General features: G+C 38.2%; 14 protein-coding genes, 1 tRNA gene, 2 rRNA genes, 1 other RNA gene and 1 other annotated feature (2 of these 19 running past the window's edge). Of the genes, 5 read left to right on the top strand and 13 right to left on the bottom strand.

Annotated elements, in window-relative coordinates; all coding sequences use genetic code 11:
- The 5 genes from recR to tadA all read right to left on the bottom strand — a co-directional run.
- Positions 1 to 176: the beginning of a recombination mediator RecR gene (gene recR, locus HUW50_RS09335; protein WP_066336158.1), read on the bottom strand. The gene continues 421 nt to the left of window position 1, outside the view; only the first 176 of its 597 coding nucleotides appear in the window; the start codon lies at positions 174 to 176; its stop codon lies beyond the left edge, outside the window.
- An 11-nt stretch (positions 177 to 187) separates the two neighbouring features.
- Positions 188 to 514, bottom strand: coding sequence for a YbaB/EbfC family nucleoid-associated protein (locus HUW50_RS09330; protein WP_066336171.1), 327 nt, complete (start codon positions 512 to 514; stop codon positions 188 to 190).
- Between the two features lie 21 nt (positions 515 to 535).
- On the bottom strand, positions 536 to 2,221 hold the full coding sequence (dnaX, locus tag HUW50_RS09325) for a DNA polymerase III subunit gamma/tau (protein WP_066336154.1): 1,686 nt from the start codon (positions 2,219 to 2,221) through the stop codon (positions 536 to 538).
- 156 nt (positions 2,222 to 2,377) lie between these two features.
- Positions 2,378 to 2,641: signal recognition particle sRNA large type (gene ffs, locus HUW50_RS09320), an RNA gene on the bottom strand.
- A gap of 109 nt (positions 2,642 to 2,750) precedes the next feature.
- Positions 2,751 to 3,218: a tRNA adenosine(34) deaminase TadA gene (tadA, locus tag HUW50_RS09315; RefSeq protein WP_066336150.1), complete on the bottom strand. Its 468-nt coding sequence runs from the start codon at positions 3,216 to 3,218 to the stop codon at positions 2,751 to 2,753.
- A 276-nt stretch (positions 3,219 to 3,494) separates the two neighbouring features.
- Here tadA and HUW50_RS09310 point away from each other — a divergent pair, with 276 nt between their 5' ends.
- The 4 genes from HUW50_RS09310 to HUW50_RS09295 all read left to right on the top strand — a co-directional run bounded on the left by HUW50_RS09310 (position 3,495) and on the right by HUW50_RS09295 (position 6,895).
- On the top strand, positions 3,495 to 4,043 hold the full coding sequence (locus HUW50_RS09310; protein ID WP_066336146.1) for a cysteine hydrolase family protein: 549 nt from the start codon (positions 3,495 to 3,497) through the stop codon (positions 4,041 to 4,043).
- A gap of 57 nt (positions 4,044 to 4,100) precedes the next feature.
- Positions 4,101 to 5,387 (top strand): glycoside hydrolase family 18 protein, encoded by a 1,287-nt coding sequence (locus HUW50_RS09305; RefSeq protein ID WP_066336141.1) that lies wholly within the window; start codon positions 4,101 to 4,103, stop codon positions 5,385 to 5,387.
- 205 nt (positions 5,388 to 5,592) lie between these two features.
- Complete coding sequence (locus HUW50_RS09300) at positions 5,593 to 6,243, top strand: deoxynucleoside kinase (protein WP_066336137.1); 651 nt, start codon at positions 5,593 to 5,595, stop codon at positions 6,241 to 6,243.
- Positions 6,227 to 6,895, top strand: coding sequence for a deoxynucleoside kinase (locus tag HUW50_RS09295; protein ID WP_066336134.1), 669 nt, complete (start codon positions 6,227 to 6,229; stop codon positions 6,893 to 6,895). The genes HUW50_RS09300 and HUW50_RS09295 overlap by 17 nt, the downstream gene beginning before the upstream one ends.
- A 326-nt stretch (positions 6,896 to 7,221) precedes the next feature.
- Here the strand turns inward: HUW50_RS09295 and HUW50_RS09290 are convergent.
- From HUW50_RS09290 to guaB, 6 genes are all read right to left on the bottom strand, one after another.
- Positions 7,222 to 7,314 (bottom strand) — tRNA-Ser (locus tag HUW50_RS09290).
- 181 nt (positions 7,315 to 7,495) lie between these two features.
- Positions 7,496 to 8,773 (bottom strand): serine--tRNA ligase, encoded by a 1,278-nt coding sequence (gene serS / locus HUW50_RS09285; protein WP_066336131.1) that lies wholly within the window; start codon positions 8,771 to 8,773, stop codon positions 7,496 to 7,498.
- Positions 8,774 to 8,824: 51 nt separating this feature from the next.
- Positions 8,825 to 9,048 (bottom strand) — a binding site (T-box leader).
- Positions 9,049 to 9,110: 62 nt separating this feature from the next.
- Positions 9,111 to 9,686 (bottom strand): pyridoxal 5'-phosphate synthase glutaminase subunit PdxT, encoded by a 576-nt coding sequence (gene pdxT / locus HUW50_RS09280; RefSeq protein WP_066336129.1) that lies wholly within the window; start codon positions 9,684 to 9,686, stop codon positions 9,111 to 9,113.
- 18 nt (positions 9,687 to 9,704) lie between these two features.
- Positions 9,705 to 10,592 carry a pyridoxal 5'-phosphate synthase lyase subunit PdxS gene (pdxS, locus tag HUW50_RS09275; RefSeq protein ID WP_066336127.1) on the bottom strand — a complete coding sequence of 296 codons (888 nt, stop codon included), beginning with the start codon at positions 10,590 to 10,592 and terminating at the stop codon, positions 9,705 to 9,707.
- Between the two features lie 281 nt (positions 10,593 to 10,873).
- On the bottom strand, positions 10,874 to 12,223 hold the full coding sequence (locus HUW50_RS09270; RefSeq protein WP_066336124.1) for a D-alanyl-D-alanine carboxypeptidase family protein: 1,350 nt from the start codon (positions 12,221 to 12,223) through the stop codon (positions 10,874 to 10,876).
- A gap of 217 nt (positions 12,224 to 12,440) precedes the next feature.
- Positions 12,441 to 13,904, bottom strand: a complete 1,464-nt coding sequence (gene guaB, locus HUW50_RS09265; protein WP_066336121.1) for an IMP dehydrogenase — start codon at positions 13,902 to 13,904, stop codon at positions 12,441 to 12,443.
- Between the two features lie 119 nt (positions 13,905 to 14,023).
- Between guaB and HUW50_RS09260 the strand changes: the two genes are divergently transcribed.
- Positions 14,024 to 14,977: a YaaC family protein gene (locus tag HUW50_RS09260; protein WP_066336118.1), complete on the top strand. Its 954-nt coding sequence runs from the start codon at positions 14,024 to 14,026 to the stop codon at positions 14,975 to 14,977.
- A gap of 231 nt (positions 14,978 to 15,208) precedes the next feature.
- Here the strand turns inward: HUW50_RS09260 and rrf are convergent.
- Together rrf and HUW50_RS09250 are read right to left on the bottom strand one after the other, a co-directional pair.
- Positions 15,209 to 15,324: ribosomal RNA gene (gene rrf / locus HUW50_RS09255) — 5S ribosomal RNA — on the bottom strand.
- Positions 15,325 to 15,404: 80 nt separating this feature from the next.
- Positions 15,405 to 17,500, bottom strand: a 23S ribosomal RNA gene (locus HUW50_RS09250); it runs 835 nt beyond the window's last position.

Genomic DNA, 17,500 nt, shown 5'->3' with positions numbered 1-17,500 from the left:
ACAGAACAATAAGATAGATTTCTCTTGGCATTAACTAGTGCTTTAGCAAAATCTAACACAACATCTTCTTTCATATTTAAGACAAAAAAAGCCAGTCGAACGGCCGTTTTTGGACCGATTCCTGGCAATTTCATAAAGCTATCAATTAGCTTTGATATCGGTTCAGGATAATGCATGATTAATCCTCCTAGAACATACCCGGTAAGTTCATTCCTTTTGTAAATTGACCCATCGTATCGTTTGTTAAATCATCCATTTTCTTCAGAGCATCATTAGTTGCAGCCAACACTAAGTCTTGTAGCATTTCAATATCTTCTGGATCAACTACATCTTCTTTAATATTTACTTCAACTAGCTCCTTTTGGCCATTTACAACAACAGTCACCATTCCGCCACCAGCTGTACCTTCAACCGTTTTTTCGGCAAGCTCTTCTTGTGCTTTCGCCATATCTTTTTGCATTTTTTGCATTTGTTTCATCATTTTTTGCATATTACCCATTCCACCGCCACGCATCATGATTCATTCCTCCAATATTTATTCTTTTATTTCGATTAATTCATTACCAACCAGTTTTCTTGCTTCAGCAATAAAAGGATCTTCTTCTCCCTCTTGCTGGGTATCATTATCATCTTTTTGATCCCTAAGGAAGTCTTCTCTTATTTTAACCCAATCTTGTTCGGGAACGCCAACCATTTCCAAATTTTTTCCCGTAATTTCTTGCAGAATCAATTCTAGATTCGTCCGAACATTGTTATTATTTTCTGCAACCATTTTACAGTGAATTTCAAATTTAAACTTCAGCACGAATGCAGATTTAGATGCAGCGACTGGTTCACTATCGTTCAATAGAGCAGCATGAGATACTTTATTTTGTCTTTTAAGTAACTCTAGTAGTTCTCCCCAGCGACTTTTGATAACCTCTAAATCATTTCTTGTCGCAACTTTAAGTATTTCCTGAATTCTACCCTCAGGAGTTTTGTAGCCACTTTTCATTGATCTTTGTTTTGGCTCATTTGGCGCTGACTGTTGTGGAGCTGAAATCCCCTGCTGCTTTAGTCGGTTCAAGTCAGATTGCAAACTATTTATCTTTTCTAATAAAGAATTGTATTCCTCTTGTTCGAATTGTGAAGATGCCACACTTTGCTGACACAACTTCACAATTGCTACCTCCAAAAAGATTCGTGGATGATTCGTCCACTTCATCTCTTGTTGACTTTTACTTAAAGTCTCAATTGTTTCATATATATCATTTGAAGGTATTTCCTTTGTTAGCTGAATGAATTGTTCATCAACTGTTACACGCTCTAAGACATCTTCTAATGTTGGTGCAGTTTGATATAAGAGCATATCTCGGTAATAGAAAATAAAGTCTTCGATAAATCGTGCTGGATCTTTCCCTTGATACATCAACTGATCAAGTGCCTGTAATGCAGTTGTAACATCCTTTTGATGAATAGCTCCAGCTATCTTTCCTATGATTCCTTGTGAAACAGACCCAGTAATGAGTAATGCTTCTTCTACTCTTACTTGTTCGTCACTATAGGAAATCGCTTGATCAAGGAGGCTTAACGCATCACGCATCCCTCCATCTGCCGCTCTAGCAATAACATCTAAAGCTGCTTCTTCGACATCAACTTGTTGATTATGTACGATCTCTTTCATTCTCCCTACGATTGCGGAAGCTGTTATTCTTCGAAAATCGAAACGTTGACAACGAGAGATAATAGTTAATGGTATTTTGTGCGGCTCTGTTGTGGCCAAAATAAAAATGACATGCTTCGGTGGTTCTTCTAATGTTTTTAACAAGGCATTAAAAGCCCCAATAGATAACATGTGAACCTCATCCACAATATATACTTTATATTGAACAGATGATGGTGCATACTTAACTTTATCGCGTATATCTCTAATTTCATCAACACCATTATTAGACGCAGCATCTATTTCAATCACATCAGAAATTGATCCATTAGTGATTCCTTTACAAGCTGAACATTCATTACAGGGTTCTGCTATTGGAGCCTTTTCACAGTTTACTGCTTTAGCAAATATTTTCGCTGCACTTGTTTTACCAGTTCCTCGAGGACCTGAGAATAAATATGCATGTGAAAATTTATTATGTAAAAGGGCATTTTGTAACGTTTTAGTGATATGTTCTTGTCCAACCACATCATGAAACAGCTGCGGTCGAAAAACACGATATAATGCTTGATAACCCACAAAAACGTCCCCCTTCATTTTCATCTACTTTATTATAACAACCATCTTTCGTTTTACAAAGCGTGTACCCGCATTTAAAAACAACTTTCATAAAAAGTTCGTATAATACAAAAACTCACTCTTAAAAAGAGTGAGTCGTTATAATAAATTTAACTGCCGTGCACCTTCCTTCGATTAGCAACCATAGGCGTTACTCAAGCAGTTAGCTCGACCCAGGCAACCCTGCGGCACATGGGAGCTTCCACTTAATGCTGCTTCCTTCCGGACCTGACATGGTTCGTGGATTCCCATTGCGCAGGACCCAGGCGTCAACACCACTTACTTGAGGCAGCCCTACAGTACACTAACCTCTAGAAGGGATTCGGCCTCGCTAGAGCGGATTGCGAGTACAGGGCACCGCTACCTCCCCGCTTAGCACGGCAAAATTGATACCATATTTAGTTGCGCCATTAAGTACGACGCATGTATTAGTATATAACCTTCAGAGATAAAATGCAACGTCTACACACTGTAAATTTCTTCTAGTTGTTCATTTTTTCTTTTTTCTTTGTCTTATCTCTTTAAAAAATTCACTTAACAACCTACCACAGGCCTCTTCCTCGACACCCTTTGTAATGTCCACCTGATGGTTGAATCTTTGATCTTGTAATAAATTCATCAATGTTCCAGCACATCCACCCTTAGGATCTGCTGCTCCATATACGACACGTTTTACCCTCGAAAGAACTATTGCACCAGCACACATTGGACAAGGCTCTAATGTTACGTAAAGTATTGCCTCCTCTAATCTCCATGTACCTAAAACCTTACAGGCTTTATCAATCGCCAAAATCTCTGCATGAGCAATTGAACGTTGATCTCTTTCACGCAAATTAAAACCAGAAGATATAACTTTCCCATCGAGAACAATGACTGCTCCAATTGGAACCTCACCAATATCTTGAGCCTTTTTTGCTTCCTCTATTGCTAAATTCATAAAATACTTATCATTATACATACATATACCCCTTATATAATTTACTATTCTGTTACAAGCTAAGAACAAAAGCGCAAGCGCCTTGATCAGCCCCGACAAGCATAAGATGATTTAGAATAGAAGGCGTCTCTTGCCTTCAATTCTAAATTAGCTTATGACCTCGAGGGGCTAGGCGCTGGAGCTGGATGTCAAAGCACAGTCCACGTTATAAAATTTTTATTAAGTCGTTAATTAAAAACAAAAGCGCAAGCGCCTGTACAAAAATTCAAACTTACTTTTGTTAAAAAGGAGAAACATATGGAAGGTCAAACAAAGCAAGCACTTCTTATCATTGATATGATAAATAATTTTCAATTTGAGCATGGTCCTATTTTAGCAAAACGAGCAAATGATATCTCTCTTCGTATCTTAGCTCTAAAAAAGAATTTAAAAAGTAATGGTTGTCCGATTATCTATGTGAATGATCATTATGAACTTTGGCAGGCAGATTTTCAAAGGATTGCCAAAAAGTGTAGAAATACATTAAGCGAAAAGATTATTCATACCATATATCCTGAAGACGATGAATATTTCCTAATTAAACCTAAACATTCCGCATTTTATGGAACAGCATTAAACACACTACTTTATAGTTTAAATATAAAAAGGCTTATTATTACGGGCATCGCGGGCAATATTTGTGTTCTATTTACAGCAAACGATGCATATATGAGAGGATATGACATTACAATTCCTTCTGATTGTATTGCATCTAATGACGAAGAAGATAATCAATTCGCTCTTAAAATGATGAAAAATACACTTAAGGCTTCAATTGTAAATAGTGAAAATGTAAAATTAAATTAACATGTACAGAACCCTCACGTCATATGATGTAAAAAAAGTATGATAAGGAGGTCGAACATGCAAATACATATTGTCCAACAAGGACAAACGTTGTATGGTATAGCACAAGCATACAGTTCATCTGTACAGGAAATTGTTCGCACAAACGAAATACCTAATCCAAATAACTTAGTCATCGGGCAAGCAATTGTCATACCAATAAGGGGAAGATTTTATTGGGTGCAGCCAGGTGATAGTTTATACAAAATTGGCCAAACATTTGGCTTTTCTCCAATTGAGATAGCTAGAGTAAATAATATCCCAATAGATCAACCCCTTTCAATAGGATTAAGATTATATTTGCCTGAAAAAAAGGAAAGAAAAGTTGAAACAAATGCATACATTGAACCAAGAGGTACAAATGTAACTCCAAATTTAGAACAAGCAGCCCGGGATGCTGCACCATACTTGACATATCTAGGTCCATTTAGTTTTCAAATACAAAGAGATGGTACATTAAAAGAACCTTTATTAAATAACTTCCCACAAATAGCGAAACAAAACAAAGTCACATTAATGATGGCAATCACAAATCTTGAAAATGATCAATTTAGTGATGAACTCGGAAGAATTGTTTTAACAAATATGGACATTCAAAATAAACTTTTAAATACTATCGTTACAACAGCGAAGAAATACGGATTCCGAGATATCCATTTCGATATGGAGTACTTAAGACCAGAGGATCGGGAAGCGTATAATCAATTCTTAAGAAAAGCTAAAAATAGATTCAATCAAGAAGGCTGGCTCCTCTCTACAGCATTAGCTCCCAAAACAAGTGCAGGACAAAAAGGCCGTTGGTATGAAGCTCATGATTATAAAGCCCATGGAGAAATTGTTGATTTTGTTGTAATAATGACATATGAATGGGGCTATAGTGGAGGTCCTCCAATGCCAGTTTCACCGATTAATTCTGTAAGAGAAGTACTAGAATATGCAATATCAGAAATGCCTAGTAGCAAAATTATGATGGGTCAAAACCTATATGGCTATGACTGGACTCTACCATTTGTCCAGGGCGGACAATATGCGAAAGCAGTTAGCCCCCAACAGGCCATTCAACTAGCTAGTAAATATAATGAACAAATTGAATATGATTATGAAGCTCAAGCTCCACACTTTAATTACATAGATGATAACAGCAAAGAACATAAGGTCTGGTTTGAAGACGCAAGATCTATTCAAGCAAAGTTTGATTTAATTAAGGAACTTAATTTACGAGGAATCAGTTACTGGAAGCTAGGTCTAGCTTTTCCACAAAACTGGCTGTTAATAACTGATAACTTTGAAGTTGAGAAAAAATAAGAGGATAAAAACGAGGATGACTTAAAATGGTCATCCTCATTTTTATTTACTTCCTCATTCTTCAAATTAGAACAAATCACTTTTATATAAATACTGGAAATGCAGACATTCTCTCAAAAGTTTACTCCAAAAAAGAATTGCTGTGGTAAAATGAACTTTGTCGATTTTTAAAGTATTAGTGGTTCGTTTTAAAGGAGGACCCATTATGAATATACCCTTTATCACTGTTGAGGGCCCGATTGGTGTCGGGAAAACTTCATTATCAAAGGCAATTGCCGACTATTATCAATTTCATTTATTAAAAGAAATTGTTGATGAAAATCCTTTCCTTGGAAAGTTTTATACAAACATTGACGAATGGAGCTTCCAAACTGAAATGTTTTTTCTTTGCAATCGCTATAAGCAACTAGAGGATATTAATAAACATTATCTGCAATTGAATAAATCTGTTGTAGCAGATTATCATATTTATAAAAATCTTATATTTGCAAAGCGCACATTAAAAAACGAGCAGTATGATAAGTATTTAAAGATATACAACATCTTAACTGTTGATATGCCAACACCTAATTTGATTGTTTATTTAAATGCAAGTCTTGAAACTTTACTTTCTCGCATTGCAAATAGAGGACGAGAGATTGAACGTAATATAGACCCTAATTATCTTCAACAGCTTTCAGAAGACTACGAAATAGCAATGACTCAGTGGGAAAAGGAAAACCCCTCTGTTCCTGTAGTAAGATTTAATGGCGACACCTTAGACTTTGTACAAAATAAAGGTGACTTATCATATATATTTAAAACATTGGATCAGTTTTTGCAAAAAGGAGCTATCACAAATGAATTTACGCGATAAATATAATATTCCTCATAACTCAGTTATTACAATTGCTGGGACTGTTGGAGTAGGAAAATCAACGATGACAAATGCTCTAGCAAGAGCTCTAGATTTTAAAACATCCTTTGAAAAGGTTGACTCAAATCCCTATTTAGATAAATTTTATGCGGATTTTGAACGCTGGAGTTTTCATTTGCAAATCTATTTCCTTGCAGAACGATTTAAAGAGCAGAAAAAAATATTTGAATATGGCGGGGGTTTTATTCAAGATCGTTCGATATACGAAGATACAGGGATCTTTGCCAAAATGCACTATGAAAAAGGCACCATGTCTGAAGTAGACTATGAAACATATACAAATCTTTTTGATGCTATGGTAATGACACCTTATTTCCCTCATCCAGATCTGCTTATTTATCTTGAGGGAAGCTTAGATGATATCCTATCAAGAATTAAATTACGCGGACGCCCTATGGAACAGCAAACACCTGTTGAATATTGGGAGGAAATGCATCACCGCTATGAAAATTGGATTAATAACTTTAACTCATGTCCTGTATTACGGCTAAATATAAATGACTATGATATTATGACGGATGAACAAACAATAGAACCAATTATTGAACGAATTGGTTACTTCATAGAGCAATCAAAATTACTAAAAAAATAATAGGCTTGTTCCTCCTTCTGAACTTAATTGGCAGAAGGATGGGACAGCCTCTTTCTTTTATGCAGACTCGCTAACTTTGTTGTTATTTACCATGTAATGCTAGTTTTTGATTGCAGCGTGAGATGATTGCTTTCCTCGGGTCGCCCGGTGAGCCTATCCGGCGTAAACGTTCGTTTAACGACGGAATAACTAGAGTAAACTCCTTGCATGACCCATCAGTACAGGATTTTATAATTTTCCAGACAAAAAAAACCGCTACAATAGTTGTAACGGTTTTATCAATCTCCTATATTTTATGCGCTAATATAGGATTATATTTTAAATTCTGGAGGAGGAAGGGGGATTCGAACCCCCGCGGGTTTTGACACCCCTGTCGGTTTTCAAGACCGATCCCTTCAGCCGGACTTGGGTATTCCTCCGTATCGGACAAGAATTAATTTAACATATTATCGATATACTTGTCAACAATTCATAAAAACTTTTTTAAAAAATTCCATGAATATAAACTATAGTCTACTCTTCTATTTAAAACTCTATACATAGAGCTAGAGAAGTTTGGAAAATATTGATCCAAACTTCTCCTAGTACTCATTATATTAATTATAAACTAATACGTTCCTTATTCCCCATATATGGTCTTAATACTTCCGGAATTATAACTGATCCATCTTCCTGTTGATAGTTTTCTAAGATAGCAGCTACAGTTCTTCCAATTGCTAATCCTGATCCATTTAGTGTATGCACATGCTCCACTTTTGCCTTTGGATCACGTCTGAACCGAATGTTTGCTCGACGTGCTTGGAATGCTTCAAAGTTACTACAAGAAGATATCTCACGGTACGTGCCATAGCTTGGAATCCATACTTCGAGATCATATTTCTTCGCTGCTGTAAAACCTAGATCCGCAGTACACATGCTTAATACTCTGTAAGGCAATTTTAATAGCTGGAGAACTTTTTCTGCGTGTCCTGTTAATTTCTCAAGCTCTTCATAAGAATCCTCTGGCTTAACAAAGCGAACAAGTTCAACTTTATTAAATTGATGCTGACGAATTAACCCTCTCGTATCTCTCCCTGCAGATCCTGCTTCTGAACGGAAGTTTGCACTAAAAGCTGCATAGCTAATCGGAAGCTGTTCAGCCGTTAAGATTTCCTCACGATGCAAATTCGTTACTGGCACTTCAGCTGTAGGAATCAAGAAGTAATCTTCTCCAACGATTTTGAATGCATCCTCTTCAAACTTAGGTAATTGCCCGGTACCAGTCATGCTATCACGGTTAACGATGAATGGTGGCAAAATTTCAGTATACCCATGTTCGTCAACATGTAAATCAAGCATAAAGTTATAGAGTGCTCTTTCTAATCTAGCTCCTAAACCGCGATAAAATACAAAGCGACTACCAGTGACCTTCCCTGCTCTTTCAAAATCCAAAATTTGTAGTTCATCAGCTACTTCCCAATGTGGCTTTGGTTCAAAACCAAACTGTGGAAGCTCACCCCATTTACGAACCTCGATATTATCATCCTCTGTATCACCAATAGGAACACTTTCATGTGGAATGTTTGGGATAGATAAAAGTAGGCTCTCTAATTCCATTTCAACCTCACGTAATTGATCATCTAGAACCTTAATGTCTTCTCCTACTTCTTTCATCCCTTTAATTAAATGTTCTGCATCTTGTTTTTCTCGCTTTAATTGAGCAATTTGAGAAGAAACATCATTACGTTTACTTTTTAATTCTTCAGCAGAAGCAATTAGTTCTCTTCTTTTTTTATCTAGTTCCTCAAATTTACCAAAGTCTGTTAAATCCTCGCCACGTTTAGATAATTTCTCTTTTACTTCTTCAAAGTTCAATCTTAAGAATTTAATATCAAGCATTATCCATTCTCCTTCACTGCTATTTTTAAACAACAAAAAACTCCCATCCCAAAAAGGGACGAGAGTTACCCGCGTTGCCACCCTAGTTAAAAATACAACATGTGTATTTTCCACTTAATGAATAACGGTCACAGCCGGAATAGCCTACTATAGCACTTAGTTAGTTCAGCAATTCATTCAAGGATGGATTCACATGCATCTAACACCGATTTCCACCAACCATCGGCTCTCTACAGATAGAATATCATGCTACTAGTTCCTATCAACACGTTTACATATAAAATTAAGTAATCATAATTTACTATAAGTTTACAGCACCTGCAAGCTTTTTATACAATTACTTTGATTCTTTTACCATATTTACAAATAATTGTGTCATGCGATGATCGTCTGTTAACTCTGGGTGGAATGAACATCCAAGGAATTGACCTTGACGAGCCGCAACAATTCGACCATTATGTTTCGATAGAATTTCGACATCTTCTCCAACCTCAACAATGTGTGGCGCACGAATAAATACTCCTACAAAATCTTCACCAACACCCGTGATCATCAATTCAGCTTCAAAGCTATCCTTTTGGCGACCAAATGAATTCCGTTCAACCGTTACATCTAGAAGTCCTAAATGTGATTCACTATAGCCTACAAGGTTTTTAGCAAGAAGGATTAAACCTGCACAAGTACCAAACATAGGCTTCCCAGTAGCAGCAAAATTCTTTAATGGCTCCATAAAGTCATATTTATCAATTAAACGACGCATTGTCGTACTTTCTCCGCCAGGAATAATTAATCCATCTACTTCATCAAGCTGGTTATGTGTTTTAACGATGATTCCTTCAGCACCACATGCTTCAATTGATCGAATATGTTCTCTTACAGCACCTTGTAAACCTAAAACACCAATTTTTAGCATTGTATAAACTCCTTTTTATTACCAACCACGCTCTTGCATTCTTTGCTCAGGTAAAAGGCTTGAAATTTCAATTCCTTGCATTGCAGATCCAAGTCCTTTTGAAAGTTTTGCAATTAGTTCATAGTCTTGATAATGTGTAGTTGCTTCTACGATTGAGCGAGCAAATTTAGCAGGATTTTCAGATTTGAAGATACCAGAACCAACAAATACTCCATCTGCTCCTAGTTGCATCATTAATGCAGCATCTGCTGGAGTTGCAACACCACCAGCTGCAAAGTTAACGACTGGTAATTTACCTTCTCTTTTGATTTGAAGAAGCAGCTCAAATGGTGCACCAAGATTCTTTGCTTCAGTCATTAATTCATCTTCACTCATCGCAGCTACTTTACGAATTTGAGCATTTACTTTACGCATATGACGTACTGCTTCAACAATATTCCCTGTACCTGGCTCACCTTTCGTACGTAGCATAGAAGCACCCTCAGCGATACGGCGAGTAGCTTCTCCTAAATCACGGCAGCCACAAACGAATGGTACTGTGAAATCACTTTTTAAAAGGTGGTATTCTTCATCTGCAGGTGTTAATACTTCACTTTCATCTATGTAGTCTACACCCATTGCTTCAAGAATACGAGCTTCAACGATATGGCCAATACGTGCTTTTGCCATAACTGGAATTGAAACAGCGTTCATAACTTCCTCAACAATAGTTGGGTCTGCCATTCTTGCTACGCCACCAGCTGCACGGATATCAGCAGGAACACGCTCAAGGGCCATTACTGCTACCGCACCAGCCTCCTCAGCAATTTTAGCCTGCTCTGCATTGATAACGTCCATAATGACGCCACCTTTTTGCATTTCCGCCATTCCGCGTTTAACGCGATCAGTACCTGTTGTATTACTCATTATGTTTTGTCCCCCTTATGTAATTTCCTATTGTAGGATTTGTAATAGAGTGTTTAAAAATCATCTAAGCTATATTTTATCCTAACTTTCAAAAAAATCCTATCAAAATAAATGCAATTAGTAAAACTATTCGTAAATCATACACTATTCTAGTATTTTACCTCCATATGATTTCCATCTTAGCGCAAATTATTAATGTCATTAGTAATTTCCTCTATAAGGAAAGTAGAGTTTTAAGTAGAATAGATAAAAAAAAGCCCCCTATAATAGGAGCCCTTTCACTAAAACCAACCTTTTACTGTATCTGTTACAGTTCCCCATAGACCGCTAAAGAAACCTCCAATTCCTCTCATTGATAATACAAACCAGTTTGCTTTATCAACAGCTTCTTTCGTAATAAGATCTACTTGAGGCGTTTTATTTTTTTCTATAAAGCCTAATGCACTACCTGTTCCGTCATAATTAACTACCATAGTTCCAACCTTTTGATCTTTCTTAACAGGAGCAGTTAACTCACCTTTTTTTGTTAGCTGACTTTCATCAATTTTAAAAGCTGGCTTGTAAGCTTTTTCCTCACCGTTTTTTACTACAAGAGTCAACGCATCTTTTGTCTGAATAGATACATTATCTTCTTTACCTTTTACAACAGGTATTGAAGATTGATTTTTAATTTGATAATTAGCTGGGAATACCTCTTTAACTGAAAAATTATTGAAGGCATAATTCAGCATTTTTTTCGTTTCAACAAATCTAGATTCATGTAATGATTTACCCTCAGCATTCATTACGACAGATATTACTCTCATACCATTTCTAACAGCAGTTGCAGTAAAACATGAACCAGCATTATTTGTAGAACCTGTCTTTAAACCATCCACACCCTCATACTCATAAACTAATCCTGGAAGCATCCAGTTCCAGTTTGGCATGTTTGTTCTATCATCTGTACCTTCTCTAAATACCTTCTTAGGAGTGCTTGCCGTCTCTAAAACTTTTGGGAAATCTTGAATTAATTTTTGAGAGAGTAATGCCATATCACGAGCAGATAATTGGTTTTCTGCATCTGCACTTGTTCCCTCAGGATGCATCCCTTGAAGATCTTCATTTTCCAAACCTGTTGCATTAACAAATTCATAGTTTGTTAGACCAAGTTCTTTCGCTTTTTCATTCATCGTTTTTACAAAAGCTGATTCCGAACCTGCTATAATTTCAGCTAATGCAATTGCTGCACCATTAGCTGAATAAATTGCCATCGCTTCGTATAATTCTTGTACTGAATAAGAACCATCCTGTCTTAAAGGAACATTAGAAAGGCTAGTATTTTGGGAAATTTTATATACATATTCACTAGGCGTATACTTCTGATCCCATTTAATTTTTTTATCCTCAATCGCTTCTAATACTAGATATTCCGTCATAACCTTAGCCATACTCGCTACTGGTAGTTTTTCATCAATATTTTTCCCATAGAGGATTGTACCAGTCGTTTCCTCAATAATGATTGCTGAGCCTGCATTAACCGAAATCGGCTCCTCTGCAGCACTTACAATAGAATATGGGGCAAAAGCTGAAATGACAAATGTGAACGCAAATAGAATCGCGATCAACTGTTTAAATCTTAAGTTGCTCAATGTTATACCTCCAGATTAATTTTTTATCTATATTTAAACATCAGTTTATTTTCGTTATGTTATAATTTGGAAAATCAAAACAAGTTCTTCCTAACCCATACCAAACAACAAGATTGATTTTATCATATAAAGTCCAAAAAAAATAGACAGAGTACAAGACTCTGCCAAATGTTATAGTTCTGTCATATTTAACGAACTATTTGTCATGCATGGAAAATTATAGTGAATAGTTTGGTGCTTCTTTTGTAATTTGTACATCATGTGGATGACTTTCCTTTAAACCCGCTCCTGTCATACGTACAAACTGTGTGTTTTCTCTAAGTTCTTGAAGGTCTTTTGTACCACAGTATCCCATACCAGATCGAATACCACCTACAAGCTGATAAATTGTCTCTGATAACGGTCCTTTATACGGAGTTCTTCCTTCAATTCCTTCAGGAACAAACTTCTTGTTGTCTTCTTGGAAATAACGATCTTTACTTCCCTTTTCCATTGCAGCAACTGAACCCATTCCTCGATATACTTTAAAACGTCTTCCTTGGAAAATCTCCGTTTCTCCAGGACTTTCAGAAGTACCTGCAAGAAGACTACCTAACATAACAGCATGACCACCTGCTGCAAGAGCCTTTACCATATCTCCGGAATATTTGATTCCACCATCAGCAATAATGGATACCCCGTGTTTTCTTGCTTCAGTAGCACAGTCATATACAGCTGTAATTTGAGGAACACCTACACCAGCTACAACACGTGTTGTACAAATTGAACCAGGCCCAATTCCAACTTTTACAACATTAGCACCTGCTTCAATTAATGCCTTTGTAGCCTCAGCAGTGGCAATATTACCTGCAATAATATTCAAAGTAGGGTATTCATCACGTATTGCTTTTACTGTCTCTAAAACCCCTTTTGAATGACCATGTGCAGTATCAACAACAATTGCATCTACACTTTTTTCTACTAACTTTTTTACACGCGTCATTGTATCTGCAGTTACCCCTACAGCCGCTGCAACTATTAAACGACCATGTTCATCTTTAGCTGAATGCGGGAACTCAATTACCTTTTCAATATCCTTTATGGTAATTAACCCCTTTAATACACCATCATTATCTACAAGAGGTAGTTTTTCAATTTTGTGCTTTTGTAAAATACTCTCTGCATCTTTTAATGTTGTCCCTACATCTGCTGTAACAAGATTTTCCTTCGTCATCACATCGTAGATTTTTATAGAGAAGTCTTGGATAAAACGCATATCACGATTTGTAATGATTCCAACTAACTTTTGTTCTTCAGGGTTGTTTACAATTGGAACACCAGAAATTCTATATTTACCCATTAAATGTTCAGCATCGAACACTTGATGTTCTGGAGTTAAATAAAATGGATCTGTAATAACTCCCCGTTCAGACCTTTTTACTTTATCAACCTGCTCTGCTTGCTGCTCAATTGACATATTTTTATGAATAACACCTAAACCACCTTGTCTTGCTATTGCAATAGCAAGCTCTGCCTCTGTTACAGTGTCCATACCAGCACTCATAATTGGAATATTAAGCTTTAAGCTAGGTGTTAGCTTTACACTTAAATCGACATCCCTTGGTAATACCTCTGATTTAGCTGGTACTAATAATACATCATCAAACGTAAGGCCTTCTTTAGAAAATTTTTGTTCCCACATAGTAAATCCCCCTTTTTTCGGCAAAATATTATTAGTAGATTATCAACAGTCATACCGACTGTCAAGGAAGGATTAAAGAGTTTAAATATTTAGAATTTTATAATTGGAGTGTACAACTAATGAATACACAGATTTGGGAACGCTTACTGTCCTATCATTCAACAGAAACAGTTCAAAAAAAACTGGAAAAAACTTATGAAAAACTTTTGTATGAAAATTCAAGTAGTCGTTCATATGATAATTGTTTACGGTTTGTTTATTTTCTAAAACATGGTGAAAATTTTTTCACACAGGCTAATCAGTCACCACCTGCCATTCAACCAATGCTACTGTTTTATGGTATATCACAATTAATAAAAGCATGTCTTATCATTATTGATCCAGAATACCCTTCAACGTCATCAGTGCTTGCTCATGGTGTTTCAAGTAGAAAGCGAAAAAAACAACAATATCATTTCTTGGAAGATGAAATAAAAATTCAAAGAAATGGTTTATTTTCACATGTGGCAAATAAAATATTTCAAATTAATCATTTAGAGGCAGAAAAGTATTCAATGGAGTTACTGCTTAAGCAAATTGCTGAAATGAATGAGGTTTTTTCATTCCATCATTCCCAAAAAACTTCTGTTCTAGTTGATCAAGATCATGATCAATTTTTAATTACTGAAAGTGTTGCACAACTGTTTCATATGTCACCAAAACGTTTGGCAGAATTTCTTGAAGAAAGATATTTATTTGAGTTTGATAAAAGTAATACTGAAGGCATTGTTCTTCTTAAAAGTGTGAACTCAATGGCAACTTATAATTGTATGCCATTTTCATATCATCTTGAGGAGGGAAATTTCTACCTTCCAACGTCACGAGAGGTATTGCTAAAGATTCCAGAATTACTTGTTCATTATCTATTGTTATATAATTTAAGTATGATTTCACGATATGAAACGGAATGGTGGTATGAGCTCCTTTTAGGTGCATCAAACGATGATTATCCTTTCATTTTGCGATACATGGAAATTGCAAAACGAAAAATTCCATATTTTATCTTGAATTTCTTAGAACATAATCTTAAATAAACCCATCTTAATTTGTTATATTTCTGCATATATGAGCTAGTATTCTGCTAGCTCTCTGTGTTATTTTGATTAAGTGGTGTACGTCCTTATACCTCTTTTAAAATACTATATGCTTCTCCTTAGCCTCAGGCTAGTAGGTTAAATTTGTCTTCATTTTTAAATGATTAAACCTTGCGGTTTAGAAGGAATATACAAAAAAGACCAGTATCTCTACTGATCTTTTTCTCTTTTACCTGGCAACGTCCTACTCTCACAGGGGGAAACCCCCAACTACCATCGGCGCTGAAGAGCTTAACTTCCGTGTTCGGCATGGGAACGGGTGTGGCCTCTTCGCCATCATTACCAGATAATTTATGAAATTGAAGGGATGTTCCTTCAAAACTAGATAACGATACACAATTCAATTCACTTCATTTAACGCTTTTATTAGGTTAAGTCCTCGATCGATTAGTATCTGTCAGCTCCACACGTCACCGCGCTTCCACCTCAGACCTATCAACCTGATCATCTTTCAGGGATCTTACTAGCTTACGCTATGGGAAATCTCATCTTGAGGGGGGCTTCATGCTTAGATGCTTTCAGCACTTATCCCTTCCGCACATAGCTACCCAGCTATGCCTTTGGCAAGACAACTGGTACACCAGCGGTGCGTCCATCCCGGTCCTCTCGTACTAAGGACAGCTCCTCTCAAATTTCCTACGCCCACGACGGATAGGGACCGAACTGTCTCACGACGTTCTGAACCCAGCTCGCGTACCGCTTTAATGGGCGAACAGCCCAACCCTTGGGACCGACTACAGCCCCAGGATGCGATGAGCCGACATCGAGGTGCCAAACCTCCCCGTCGATGTGGACTCTTGGGGGAGATAAGCCTGTTATCCCCGGGGTAGCTTTTATCCGTTGAGCGATGGCCCTTCCATGCGGAACCACCGGATCACTAAGCCCGACTTTCGTCCCTGCTCGACTTGTAGGTCTCGCAGTCAAGCTCCCTTGTGCCTTTACACTCTACGAATGATTTCCAACCATTCTGAGGGAACCTTTGGGCGCCTCCGTTACATTTTAGGAGGCGACCGCCCCAGTCAAACTGCCCACCTGACACTGTCTCCCAGCCCGATAAGGGCTGTGGGTTAGAATTTCAATACAGCCAGGGTAGTATCCCACCGACGCCTCCACCGAAGCTAGCGCTCCGGCTTCTCAGGCTCCTACCTATCCTGTACAAGCTGTACCAAAATTCAATATCAGGCTACAGTAAAGCTCCACGGGGTCTTTCCGTCCTGTCGCGGGTAACCTGCATCTTCACAGGTACTATAATTTCACCGAGTCTCTCGTTGAGACAGTGCCCAGATCGTTACGCCTTTCGTGCGGGTCGGAACTTACCCGACAAGGAATTTCGCTACCTTAGGACCGTTATAGTTACGGCCGCCGTTTACTGGGGCTTCGGTTCAAAGCTTCGCTTACGCTAACCTCTCCCCTTAACCTTCCAGCACCGGGCAGGCGTCAGCCCCTATACTTCGCCTTGCGGCTTCGCAGAGACCTGTGTTTTTGCTAAACAGTCGCCTGGGCCTATTCACTGCGGCTTTTCCGGGCTATTCACCCTAAAAAGCACCCCTTCTCCCGAAGTTACGGGGTCATTTTGCCGAGTTCCTTAACGAGAGTTCTCTCGCTCACCTTAGGATTCTCTCCTCGCCTACCTGTGTCGGTTTGCGGTACGGGCACCTCTCACCTCGCTAGAGGCTTTTCTTGGCAGTGTGGAATCAGGAACTTCGGTACTATAGTTCCCTCGCCATCACAGCTCAGCCTTATATGACAACGGGATTTGCCTCGTTGTCAGCCTAACTGCTTGGACGCGCATATCCAACAGCGCGCTTACCCTATCCTTCTGCGTCCCCCCATTGCTCAAATGGTGAGGAGGTGGTACAGGAATTTCAACCTGTTGTCCATCGCCTACGCCTTTCGGCCTCGGCTTAGGTCCCGACTTACCCTGAGCGGACGAGCCTTCCTCAGGAAACCTTAGGCATTCGGTGGAGGGGATTCTCACCCCTCTTTCGCTACTCATACCGGCATTCTCACTTCTAAGCGCTCCACTAGTCCTTACGGTCTAGCTTCACAGCCCTTAGAACGCTCTCCTACCACTGTTCTAAAAGAACAGTCCACAGCTTCGGTGATACGTTTAGCCCCGGTACATTTTCGGCGCAGAGTCACTCGACCAGTGAGCTATTACGCACTCTTTAAATGGTGGCTGCTTCTAAGCCAACATCCTGGTTGTCTAAGCAACTCCACATCCTTTTCCACTTAACGTATACTTTGGGACCTTAGCTGGTGGTCTGGGCTGTTTCCCTCTTGACTACGGATCTTATCACTCGCAGTCTGACTCCTGAATATAAGTCTTTGGCATTCGGAGTTTGACTGAATTCGGTAACCCGTTGGGGGCCCCTAGTCCAATCAGTGCTCTACCTCCAAGACTCTAAATTCAAGGCTAGCCCTAAAGCTATTTCGGAGAGAACCAGCTATCTCCAGGTTCGA

This window comes from Metabacillus sp. KUDC1714 (assembly GCF_014217835.1).
In the GTDB taxonomy this organism is placed as follows: domain Bacteria; phylum Bacillota; class Bacilli; order Bacillales; family Bacillaceae; genus Metabacillus; species Metabacillus rhizosphaerae.
The sequence above is the reverse complement of the archived record's forward strand: the minus strand, read 5'-3'. Positions and strand labels throughout refer to the sequence as shown.